General features: G+C 40.8%; 7 protein-coding genes and 1 pseudogene. 1 reads left to right on the top strand and 7 read right to left on the bottom strand.

What is annotated here, in order from left to right:
- From AB7E63_RS12235 to AB7E63_RS12265, 7 genes and pseudogenes are all read right to left on the bottom strand, one after another.
- Positions 1-480: pseudogene (locus AB7E63_RS12235) on the bottom strand (hypothetical protein); the annotation flags it as partial.
- A gap of 66 nt (positions 481-546) precedes the next feature.
- Positions 547-1,326: a SycD/LcrH family type III secretion system chaperone gene (locus tag AB7E63_RS12240; RefSeq protein ID WP_006341685.1), complete on the bottom strand. Its 780-nt coding sequence runs from the start codon at positions 1,324-1,326 to the stop codon at positions 547-549.
- A 34-nt stretch (positions 1,327-1,360) separates the two neighbouring features.
- Positions 1,361-3,919, bottom strand: a complete 2,559-nt coding sequence (gene sctE, locus AB7E63_RS12245; protein WP_006341684.1) for a type III secretion system translocon subunit SctE — start codon at positions 3,917-3,919, stop codon at positions 1,361-1,363.
- A 53-nt stretch (positions 3,920-3,972) separates the two neighbouring features.
- Positions 3,973-4,542, bottom strand: a complete 570-nt coding sequence (locus AB7E63_RS12250; RefSeq protein ID WP_006341683.1) for a SycD/LcrH family type III secretion system chaperone — start codon at positions 4,540-4,542, stop codon at positions 3,973-3,975.
- 129 nt (positions 4,543-4,671) lie between these two features.
- Positions 4,672-5,856 (bottom strand): hypothetical protein, encoded by a 1,185-nt coding sequence (locus tag AB7E63_RS12255; protein ID WP_059360129.1) that lies wholly within the window; start codon positions 5,854-5,856, stop codon positions 4,672-4,674.
- 133 nt (positions 5,857-5,989) lie between these two features.
- Positions 5,990-7,237 (bottom strand): hypothetical protein, encoded by a 1,248-nt coding sequence (locus tag AB7E63_RS12260; protein ID WP_428419594.1) that lies wholly within the window; start codon positions 7,235-7,237, stop codon positions 5,990-5,992.
- Positions 7,238-7,431: 194 nt separating this feature from the next.
- Positions 7,432-10,305, bottom strand: coding sequence for a hypothetical protein (locus tag AB7E63_RS12265; protein ID WP_006341680.1), 2,874 nt, complete (start codon positions 10,303-10,305; stop codon positions 7,432-7,434).
- A 774-nt stretch (positions 10,306-11,079) separates the two neighbouring features.
- On the opposite strand from AB7E63_RS12265, the gene AB7E63_RS12270 reads away from it, so the two are divergent.
- On the top strand, positions 11,080-12,031 hold a 952-nt coding region (locus AB7E63_RS12270), incomplete at its 3' end, for an F-box protein (RefSeq protein WP_428419595.1).

Here is a 12,031-nt window from a genome sequence, read left to right on the forward strand (position 1 = left end):
AATTTCCAAACGATCTGCTTCTAATGAGCCTGTTGCCGGAAGCTGCGCAGCACTTTCAATAAACGCTAATGTCAGCGCCACAGAAGTGAGCACATTATCGAGGGCAACTAGGCTCAAATTTTGTTCTAGAGGAAGACGGGCTTGGTTGATTGCCAACCCTGAAATGATGGCTTCAGGGAGTCGCGAAATTAAGTTTTGGAGGATCTCTGTTGTATCCAAAGACTCCGATTTATCGCTAGAAGATGCCATACGAAATTGGACTAAAGGTGCTAAAACGGGCTGAGAGGAAGAGGATTTATATCTTTCGTAAACTTCATCCGATCCACCCCCTAACTGGGTTAAGGGAACCTCTACCGTATCTTTTACAATAGCCAATTGCGCTTTTTGGGTGTCTTCTATTCCTCTTTGTTGTAGTTCAAATATGGTAGGTTGTTGGGGTCCTCCGGGAGTCCCTCCAACACCTGATCCTGAAATGCTCATAAGTTTTCTCCGTTTAATGAGGAAGCTTTCGGTCTTTCATGTGACATTCCTCATGAGAAAGATCTATTATAATTCCAGTTTAGGTGGATCCCATTGTCTTCCAGGCTCTAAATCCACATCTCCTGATTCAGAACTTTCTTGTACGATCATTTGTGCTTTCTCTCTCTCTTGGGATGTACCTTCGGCTTTCTTTACGGCTTCTTCAAATTTTTCCTCCTCTCCCTCACTACCGGGGAGGAATAACTTCTCAATATCTAACCCCTCTACATCACATCCTTGCAAAATTAAGTACTCTTTGATAGGTGGTGGAGTATCTGGTAGTCCCAAATCATCTCGGATTTTTTTTCGCATTAAGATGGCTTTTGAACGAAGCAGGGTATATCTAGGATAAAATCCGAGTCTGATAGCGTCGTCCAAAGCGAGTAAAGCCCCATAGGGGTTGTCTAATTTAATGTAACAGTCTGCAATATGGAAGAAGGGCACAGGATTTTCTTGATCATAAAAAGCGGCTAGCATGTAGGCTTCAATGGCTGCCTGATAATTTTTTTGCATATGCATCGACGCTGCAAGTCCGAGTGCATATTTACTGCGACTGGCATCCAGATTGATCAAAAATTGGAAGATGCGTTGGGCGTCTAAGTAATTACCTGATCCGTAAAGGTTGTAGGCATAGCCATAGAATGCTTCCAAAGTCTCATCGCTAAGGCCCATGGCTTGCTGAGGAGATTGCCCATCCTTAAAAATTTTATTAAGCACATCCTCGTACGATTTTCGTTGTTCTTTGGTGATTTCCGAACCTAGTTTGTCTAGTTCTTTTTTAATGATCTTATCGGCTGCTGTTGCCATCCTTCTTCCTCCCTCTCTAAATTCAGAGCAGCGCTTAGGCTGCTCCTGCATTTGCTATATTTGTCGTAATTTGACTTTGGCTCTGCCAAATATGTGTTTTAAGAGTTCCGATTTCTGATATTGCTTCTGCTTCAGCGGGCATTCCAGCTGTTAAGTTATCGATAATTTTGCGTAAAAGCTTAATCATGGCATTCAACACTTGCATATCTGCTTCAAGTTCTGCTTTTGCTAACACCTGAGCTGCCTGTTGTAATTGAGATCGAATTTCGATCGCGCTATGCGCGGCATCCAATCCATTAGACAGAAGTTGGTTGGCAATTTGTGCAATATCCAATAGTTGCATTCTAGCAATTTTGAGGATCGCATCTGAGATTTTCTCCGCTAGCGAAGCCATTTTTGTCAGGGTCTCAACAAGAGTTTTGGCGACTTTTGCAACGGTTTCAGCAATTTGGAATGGAATCAGTTCAGCTTGCAAGAAGAATGTGACAACCATAAAGGCTAAGGAAGCGACCACTGTTGCGACAGTGACTAACACCATAGCTGTAATTTGTTGCGCCATCTCATCGCCACCCATCAACTTCACAAGGTTTTGGATGACATTACTTTGCATCGTCGCTTGACCAATGGCTTGCAATCCTACAGTCATTCCCACCATGGGGTTGGCTGTCATCACTAAAGCCGTCAGCGCGACAATCGCAACCGTTTTAATGATCATATCCATGGCCATTTGCAATGCTGGCGGCCCTGGAATTGCAGCTTTAATTGCGGCTGTCAAAGCTTGCATCGCATAGCCCATGACCCCTTGTTTTCCACTTGCTGTTAAAGCTTGGTCAGCAACTGTATAAGCGATAGCAGCGGCAGCTACAGCTACACCGATCAAACCTGCACCCGCGCCTAATGTCAGAACAGCAATCACAACAGAAAAGACTGTCGAAATAGGGCCTAATACTTTCATGATGGAATTAAAAATCCCCAGACCTGGCTTACCTGATTTTCTTTGGTCTTCCATCTGTTTTTTCTGTTCGGCAAGCTTGTTTAATTGCTTATCAAGCTCCGCTTTACCCAATTCCTTCGCTTTACTTGCATCCTGGTTTTGAATTAGATAAATTTGTTCTTGTAACTTAGTCAAAGCGTCACTGATCGCTTTCATGAAGTCCAAAATTTCAGCTTTCATGGGAACATTTGGCAGATTTAATGCCAAAGTCGTCGCTTGGCTAATCATTTCCTTGCCTAAGTTGATCGCATTTGTCCCCACTTGGGCAGAAAACGGATCTAACATGGCATTTTCTGTCTCACCGACAGGAGCAGTCCAGTCAGAAGGCAATCCATAAGCATCTCGAATGGAGCTAATGGCCGATTGTTGCAATTGTCCAATCAAGGCTTTCATTTGGGGAGAAGCGACCTCTGGATTGTCAAAGGCTTCCATGATTTGATCGATTTGATCTTGTGTCAATGGAGGTGTTTGGCTTTTTGCGTAATTGCTCACTTGTTGTGCAAAAGCAGCCCGATAAGCCCCTTTAATAGTCGCATTTTGAGCTGAATTGTCTACCGCAGGCTTCCATCCTGGAGGGAAACCATATTCATTAATCAAGCTTCCTAAAATCATGCTTTCCAATTGCGCGTTGACATCGCGTAAATTTCCTGTTTGGCTCGCTGTTCCAGGATTGTAGTGCGCATACTTCAACTGAGCGAGTTGCTGGGGAGACATGTTTTTTAAAGTTTTGACTAAATCGGGATTGGATTGGATTTTTGAAAAATCCCCCGAGATGGCCGCATCATAGGCAGAGTTATAATCGGTGGCTAGCTTATCGTCCAGATTGGAGGTTTCAGGGGTAAATTGCCAATCATCAGGTAATCCCATTTCTTGTTTGACTTGTTCACCCACTTGCTTTTCGATCTGACTTGCCAAGTCGTCTGGCGAGCGTGTCACGGCTTCTGGGTGCTCATGGGCAAAGATGGTTTTTGCAATCAGTTGATCGGCTTGTTCTTTGGGCAATCCCATTTGCGATACGGCTTGCTTTACAGCAGCCTTAAAAGCACTGTCAAAAGTTGTATTGCTTTGATCTTGAACCTGCTGAGTTAAAGCCGCCTTGGCTGAGGCTTGGTCCGGTGTTTGCTTGGTCAATTGCTGTGCTTCTTGATTCGCTTGGGCCACAACTTGCTTAAGCGTCGCCTGCACTTTAGGATTGGTTCCTGCCTTAGGATTCGCCTTGGGATTAATGTATTGAGCAAGCGCTTGCCCTGCTTCTGTATCAGAAAGAGCTCCGCTGAGAACAGCCTCGGCAAGGCCTCCCTTAATAAAGTTATTAAGCGCTTCCTCTGGAGTTTGAGTAGTGGTCGACATCAGTTTTGTCGCATCACTCATGGTCATTTGCTTGAATGGGACAGTCTCGCCGGAAGGAGTTTCTAGTGCAGGTGCACCAGGCAGCTGCAAGTAAGTTTTAGCCGTTTGAGTTCCTTCCGCTTGATTAAGCGAGTCTTGAATGACTGCTCCTTGGTTAACATTTACTGTTGCTTTTGCTCCCTCTGTTTCATTCGTAGCCACATTCCAATTTGTTTGCTGTCCCTGTGATGAAATATTAAATTCATTCATAAGATTCTCCTAAAGGGTTTCAATATGAGGCCTTAGAAAAATAATGATAGCGTCTATGAAATCGGTTGATTTTCTTCAGCAATTTGCTTGTTGATTTTCTCAATTTCCTTTTGCAGGCTTTTAATTGTCAATGCTGTGCGATCTTTCAGTGTTGCATACTGAGGTTTATTGCCAGCTCTCTCTTGCGCCATTTTCAACGCGATCATCGCTGACACTTTATCCCCCATTTGGATATAACAGTCGGAAGAGTGGTAGTGAGGAATGGGATTTTCGGGATCTAATAATGCACAAATTGCATAGACTTGTACGGCACTCTCATAGGCTTTCAACATGTGATAACAGGCCGCCAATCCCATCGAATATTTTGATTCGGTTGCATTTAGCATGATGAGTAGACGAAATAAATGGGATGCCTCTTTATATTTTCCTGTATTGTAAAGACGATAAGCTTGCCCATATACCCCTTCAACCATTGCATCACTCATGCCCATGAGGTCTTTCGGAGCAAGCCCTTTCTTTACAACATTTTCTGTTGCCGCTTTCACTTCTTTCACTTTTTCTTGCTTTAATTCAGCTCCCACTTTCGCAGTTGCCTTTTTGATTTGACTTTGTTCACCTTTCATAAGGGGCTCTCCTTATTCATCGATAATTCTTGCAAAATACTTATGTTATTTATTGAGTCCGCCTTGTCTTGCTGAATTAAAAACTTATGCCTCTTAATTTTGTCTAAAGTATTTTTATAGCCTTACTCCTTAACGGTAAATGGCAGCTAAAATTGTGCTAAATTCCTGAATTAAAGAGGTTGTTAAGTCACTCTGTTGCGTCACGGCATCGTTACTTTGGTTAACGTTTGTTTGCAAAGACTTGGAATCATCACTAATGACAGATCGGTTAGAACGCATGGTTTCAGTCAAGTTTGAGTTCAGGTTGTTTAAGTCATCCCGAGCATTACGACCAGAAGTTGTACTTTGGTTAACAGCAGAAACCCCACCCCCTTGAATAAAGGTAGGTACCTGGTTCATCGAATCTGTATAGGCTTTTTGCCACTGAGTTAAAAAGCTCAGGCGGTCCGCTTGAGATGAGGCCACTTTTTGTAATGTGTCGATCATTTCAATGAGTAGGGCAAAAATCCGGTCCAAAATGAGCACTTTTTTAGAGGAAGAAGTTTCCACCGATGGAGTTAATGGACCTGAAGCTCCACTTGTACTACGACTATATTCTTGTTGAATCTGTTGAAACCAGTTATAAAGTTGCTGGCTAGGAATAAAATACCCGTTTGTTCCATTCGCATCTGTCCCTGTAAATTTCAATACGTCTTGATAGAAGCTTTGCAATCTTGAGGCAAAATCCCCATTTGGGAAAAACGCCTTATAAATTTGTTCGTAAGTCGCTAAATCCGCTGTACCCGAGGAAGCTGTATTAAGTGCAGCAGTTCCTGTTAAATAGTTATGCCACTGAGTCATGAAGTTCAGTGCACTTCCAACAGTTCCATCTGTTTGATAGGTATATTTATTGATAAAGTTGGTGAATGCATTCTGGAATTGTGTTTGAATATTTGCTTGAGTGACCGAAGATAAGCTACTCCAATCCCCGGTTGAATATCCAATATAGCTCGCATATTCGTTATAAAATCCAGTGAAAGCATCTCCCGAAGTTGTGCCTGGATTCGTTCCGCCATTATATGTGCGGAAGGCATTAATGAAATCGGCCCAAGTTGTGGGCAAGTGATTCCCGCTCGAATACTGTGCAAAAAAGCTATCTAAGGTTTTTCCGGCGGCTGTTGACTCCGCATTCATCCCTTGATAGGCAGGTTGAGACGTATTCGTTGGTGGAACTGATTTAAACAGAATATTTTGTAGGTTTTCAAGAAATGTCAACCCGTTAAAACCCGGATCATTAGGTGAAGTAAAACCTAGGTCTTGACCTGAAGTTGTCATATGCTTACCCTCCTTTCACGTTTTTGAGAACCTAACAAATTCTGTAAGAGTTAAAAAGAAGTTCCAAATTACGTTATCTCAAAAACACCTTAATTATATTATACAAACTAATAAAATTTTTAATAAACAATTATTACTTAGCAATATTTTGAGCCATTTTTGTAATGATTTGGGTTAGGGCCTGTAAAATTGCTGAAGCAGATTTATAATACTCTTCAAATACGTATAGATAGCGTCTAACTTGCTCTTTTTGGCTATCGTTAGTGGACTCACCCGCAGTAATCGCAAATGTCAAGTTTTGTTGAATTAAACCCGCTTTACCCGCATTCGCGTTGCTATGCTGATCCAAGTTATCCAACATCCAAGTTTTAAATGCCTTAAAAGCAGCTGCGGTATTTGTGGAAGCTGTGACAGGAACTCCGCTGACAGCAAAATAAGTATTAAGGTCTTTCAGCACAGCTTGTAATTTTCCCAAAAGGGTATCACCCACTGTCGCACTGGTTGCACTTGTCACAGGAATCAATTGGTTAATCTCATCTTGTAAGCGGTTTCTTAAAGTGATCAACTGAGTCAGAGCTGCTTGGAAATCCACCCCAGGAACAGTCGATCCTGCAGCATTTGTACTTGCTAAATCTGGGTTTAAAACAGGGTCAATTGGTTTTCCAAAGTAAGCACTCGCAGCACTTGGATATTGATTTCGGAATAAGCTTGGGTCACTACCGACCGCAGGACGGTGCAGGGGAAATGTTGAAGAGAAAGCAGATTTTGAATAAGTGGTAATGCGGTTATGCATCGTTTGCAAGTCATTCAAAATGTTGAGCGAATCTTTCGTTATTTGCAAAGCATTTTCAAGGGAAGCCATACTATCCCCTAAAACTTGGTTACCTGTTTTAACGTAGATCAATTCAACAAGGGATTGCAAACTTCGGTTGGCTTCTCCAGAAGCAGAAATCGCGGCTGTCAAAATCGTTGAGATCACAGGCGATGCAGCGGAAAGAGATTTCCATTGCTGAGCTTGCTCTACCGTAAGCGCTGAAGTTGGGTCAGCAGCACCAGTCGCTTTTAGAGATTGCACAAGCAAATCCACGTTATTCGCCATTTCCACTGTCATGTAATATGTTTTGGGTGGCAGACTTGGATCCACCTGTACCTGCAGTCCATTCTTAGCCAAATTAAGTAGCTGTTGAATTGCAGCACTCATTTGATCCGCAGTCGTTTGAGTAATGTTCGTTGTGGCCGATGAAGCGGACATATTAAAAACGTCAACGAATGTTTGCAAATACTGCTGATAAGCCTGGCCTACTTGTGAAGCAGTATACTCCACATTAGCTTGATAGGTTACTCCATCAATCGTTACTGGGACCAAACTGATAGAACTCATAGCATTTCTCCTTCTTCCCTCTGCCTTGAAAGACAGAACAATTTTTCCGCGTCCCCTAAAGATAACACTTCGATAATAAGCATTATGTAATCTTTATATTCCCATTTCCCTATTATTATTCTATCAAATTTTTATTTAATTTTCAATCAAAAACCCTCTCCTGGCATCCACATAAATGCCAGGAGACCAAGTAGTTAAACTTGTAGGGAGTCGATAGGTCGTTTCAGTTGCTGCATGCCTGTAGAAGGAATTGCGGTGGACAACAAAACAGTCGCTGGCTCTTTTATCTGACTCAAGAATTGTGCCAATTCCAGGTTTGGATTGGTTAAATCTCTCATTTGAGAAACCCACTGTTTAAAAATTTCCAACTGTCCGGCACTGGAAAGTTCTTGCAACTGCTGTTTAAATAAACTTAATACAGATGCCGCAGGCTGTGCCTGTTCTCGATCTGTTAATTCACCTTGAGTCGATAATCCAAGTAGAGCAAGTGTGTAATTTGAGGCCAGTTTTTGAGCTGAGGAAGGTCCCAAATCGGAAGCTAAGCCAAAAACGCGAGAGAAGACTTGTTGAGCGAGTTCTTGAGGTTGAAGTGTCCTTGTTAAACTGCCTGATTCCAAAGGATTTGCTTCAGGATTTGCGTAATCCACAATCGCAGATTGAGCGATAGCTTTAGCCTGCGCTTCTGCAATTCCTTGATTAATCAATTCTTGTGCCAAAATATTTTTGAGGTCCGCCACACTTCCCGCTCGCGGACCGTGACCAACAGCCGCAGTAACAGCTGCATTCGCTTGAGTTGCGGCATTATCTGTTGTCGTTGATGCATTTTGGTTCTGCAAACTTTGTGCTACCGAAGCTTGCAATAAGTTTAGATTGACTAAATTGGATCCCAAAGCTTGAGTAAAAGTAGATTGAGCTAGAGCAACTGTCAGATTGCGAGAAACACTTGCGGCGGTATCACTTGTTAAACCCGCCTGGGTTAAAGCCGTATTTAAAGCCAACTGAAAGCTATCTGGGCTACTGGCTTTGGCTAAAGAGCTTTGAATAGCCTGCTCGATAATTCCTGAGCTGACATTCCCCACTCCAACATTCGCGGCCAAAGTGCTGATAGGCAAGTTTGCCGAATCAATCACGCCGCTAAAAACACCATTTAAAAATGGTAGATTTGCCGAACCGCCGAGTTCAGCAACTGTTAGGGCAGCTAAAGCATTGGCTTGTGCGCTAGAAAGTCCCGCCTGCTGAAATTCCTGTGATAAAGCATTTTGTAAGGTATTGGGATTATTCACATTGGCATTGAGTTGATTTTGAGCATTAGCCAATGCGTTGTTAATTGCTTGCGCATTCACCTCCAATCCTTGCTTAGCAGCTTCAGCCGCTAAAGCCGAGCTCAATAGGGAGCGAGAAACCGCATTCTGCAGCACATCATTCGTTTGAGATCCATTTGAGCTTGAGGCTAAAAGTACCGAATTGTTTGGTAAGTTTTCCAGATTTGACAAGAATTGTGAGACAAGGCCTGGTGATTGCAACGCTACGGCAGCTTGAACAAGCGCGATTTGCAAAATAGCAAGGTTAGTCGTTGCTGTTAAAACACGCTGAGCTTGGGCAATTCCCTGTTCGGAGAGACCAGCTTCACTTGCATTCGCGGAAATCAATCCCCCAAGAGCCGTTTTATAGGATTCACCAGAAATGGAACCGACAACCCCCTTCAATACCCCATATCCCACAGATAATCCCACCGCTGGGCTTTCTGGCGGAATTAATCCAGCTTGCTGTGCGAGAGAACTAGTTGCTGGAAGACTTGCATAAGCACTCACCTGTCCAAGTAGTTGTACCGTGTTCAATACGAGTTCGTCGTAAAGTCTAGGACTTAAGGGTTGACTATCCTGCAAAGTTGTTAATTTATACAGCCCATCCGACAACACTCTTCCAATAGAGGAGTTCGATTGCGCTAAGCTACCTAAAGTTGCCAGAGAGGATCCCGCCGAAACTGCTGTGCTGCTATTTCCTGTGGCACTTTGCACAGCTTGTTGGATATAGGCATTGGGTAAATTAGGTGCTCTTCCTGCCAAATAATAATATTGCAAATCCAGATAGGCATTATTCAAATTCATTTGAGCCACACTATTCTGAATCAGAGGAAGCAAAGCGGCCACGACAGGTTGATAATAAGTCGTTAAAATACTCGATTGGTTATCAGTATTCGTAATTGAAGGAAGCATAGGAAGGCCATCTGTTGGCGTATCAACATAGCTTGGAGGATTTGTGACGACTCCTGGAAGTGTTGGATACGCATAACCAACAGTACTTTGATTAGAAAGCGTGAGTGTAATTCCCAGCTTAGCTGCTTCCACATTCAATTGAGCTAGTTGTGCGTTATTTTGGGAAACCTGTGCATTATATGTATCTACGGCAGAATTATAAGTGGTTTGAGCTGCACTCAATTCCACGTTTCGCGTAGTGATATAATTATTATAAGTTGCAACAGCTGAATTATAATCTTGAAGCGACCCTCCATTTAAATAAGCAGTCGTTGCCGCATTCATCGCATTGATTTGAGCAACGTCTTCGGCTCTTCCAGATTGAATTGTGTTATTTAACTGAGCTCGTGCCGCATTAAGACTTGCCACTGCATCGTTTTCTTGACCAACAAGCGATTGAATCTGACTGGAGAAAGCCACAAGAGTGGTGTAGAGCTGGATTAAATACTGTGCGGCTAGAGCATTTTCCAAATACATATCCTTATCCATCAAATAATCTTGAGCCTGATTTTGATAGTTCGTTTGCTTTAATGTATCTGTAACACTTTGAATGAGCTGAAGAAAGTCTCCATAATTAACGTGAGTTGAAGGTGTAGGCAGTAAAGGACTTCCAGAAGGACCAACTAGAACTAAGTTGCTGGATTGGGTAGCGGCATCCGCTGAAGATGACGATAAACTATCGATGAGAGTCTGTGTCGAAGAAGAAACTGTAACGGATGTATTTGTAGAAGGTTGAATTGTCGAATCGTAGTAGGGGTCAGTTATCGGACTTTTCAGTGGATTTAAATTAGCATCTGAACCTGGTATTGACATTGTAATTCTCCTTTGTTTGTGTCGTTTACAATGACTAGTCAGATGACTAGGGCGCTATTCCTCTAAAAATCCATGGTCAATTGCATTCAACTTCAAATATTTAGAGTAAAATTACGCCATCAAAAGTATTCTAATACCAAGTTTTATTATAGCACAACCACCTTTAAAATTCACCTCATAAACACCATAAATTATTTTAATTCATTCTTTTGTTTTCTCCTCTTAATTATTTCAAAACAAATTAAAAGCTTTATTATGTTAATTAAAACAAAAAATTTCCGCATGTATTATAATTAAATCCACAAAATCAAATAATTAATAATTTTACATTTTTATTGGAGGTAAACATATCCTCCTTTAGGAAGGTAATAAAAGTAATCTTCCCAATTTCTCAGATCTAAGTAAGCTACAGTCGATAAAACATTCTCGTATTCTTAAACATCCTCTTATTCACCAAGGAATTAAAGCTGCCGCCAAAATTGGCAGTAAAAAAACTTCCGAAAGTGAAAAAAGTAAGTAATACAGAAAATTCTTACGAAACTAAACTTACTAAAAGAATAAACGCATTAAGCAATCATTCAATTAGAGGTGTTATTGCTGTAGTTTATATTTCGATAAATGAATATATTTTTTAATTAACACAAAAAAAACACTCAGATAGAAAACAAAACAACAACAATCATATAATAAAAAATATTTAACAAATAAAGCAAAATCTGTTAATATTAATATTTTTTAACATTTATTACATTTATTCAACCAAGAGGTTTACCGATGCCTTTTAAAATTCATAAAACACAAGAAAACTTTTCTTCTCAGGTTCAAGAACTAAAAAAAATTAGTACTAATAAGAGTGTTTATCTGAATACAAAATTGAAAGGTTCCTCAGAGCAAGATAAAAAAATTACCCGCTGGCTTAAGCGGTTTATTTCTTTTTTTCCTAAACTTCATATCGCTCAGACATCCCCAGTTAGGGTTGCTCGTGAAATTGGTAAGTTTGCAGAAAAGCACCAAAAATTTTTAGGAGAAAAGGATCAATCAGATTTAATCGGAATCGTTCAAACTCTCAAAATTGAAGATCAAAATCAGAGTGAATTGAAAAAAATAAATGCAGTCATCTCTAAAATCCAGTCCTTATCCCCTATCAATAGAGAAGTTCCTGAAATTGAACTTAATGAAATGCCCCCGGAAGTATTGGAGATCGTACTCAGCTTTATGGATGACGAAATAGACTATTTACATGCTAGGCAAGTAGATTCGAGATGGAATGAAGTTTCTTTGGAAGCAGCCAAAATAAAAGAACGTTTATTGCTCCAAAATGTTATTCAAGTTGTAATTCATTACTGTAAATCAAAACAAAATTCGATTCTTTCTATAGAAGACAGCGATCAGCCTGACATAATAAAAGATGCTGAAATATGGAAAGAAAGAATTACGCTTTTGGAAAAACTTAAAAAAAATATCAGATTCTCTAAATCGGAAAGCTTCCCTCAACTTCAAAAATCAATTTTTATAGAAAAACTTAAATTCGTAGGTTTCATCCATTCTTTTGATGATGAGTCTATAAACATTTTAAAAAGGGAAATAAAAGCCTTAAATTTACCTTGGCTTTTCTATAGTATTTTTGACCCGAAAACATTCAAAATCTTTATAAATTCAATAAAAAAACTGCTAGAAGAAAAGAAATATGTCGAAATTCTCGAATTCGTCGAGTTTACTCAAACCA

The sequence above is a fragment of the Parachlamydia sp. genome, assembly GCF_050255895.1.
Lineage (GTDB): Bacteria > Chlamydiota > Chlamydiia > Chlamydiales > Parachlamydiaceae > Parachlamydia > Parachlamydia acanthamoebae.

Bases quoted from the DNA above. Each gene is read 5' to 3' on its own strand.
- AB7E63_RS12260 (WP_428419594.1), bottom strand. From the start codon at position 7,237: ATGAGTTCTATCAGTTTGGTCCCAGTAACGATTGATGGAGTAACCTAT.
- AB7E63_RS12265 (WP_006341680.1), bottom strand. From the start codon at position 10,305: ATGTCAATACCAGGTTCAGATGCTAATTTAAATCCACTGAAAAGTCCG.
- AB7E63_RS12255 (WP_059360129.1), bottom strand. From the start codon at position 5,856: ATGACAACTTCAGGTCAAGACCTAGGTTTTACTTCACCTAATGATCCG.
- AB7E63_RS12250 (WP_006341683.1), bottom strand. From the start codon at position 4,542: ATGAAAGGTGAACAAAGTCAAATCAAAAAGGCAACTGCGAAAGTGGGA.
- AB7E63_RS12240 (WP_006341685.1), bottom strand. From the start codon at position 1,326: ATGGCAACAGCAGCCGATAAGATCATTAAAAAAGAACTAGACAAACTA.
- sctE (WP_006341684.1), bottom strand. From the start codon at position 3,919: ATGAATGAATTTAATATTTCATCACAGGGACAGCAAACAAATTGGAAT.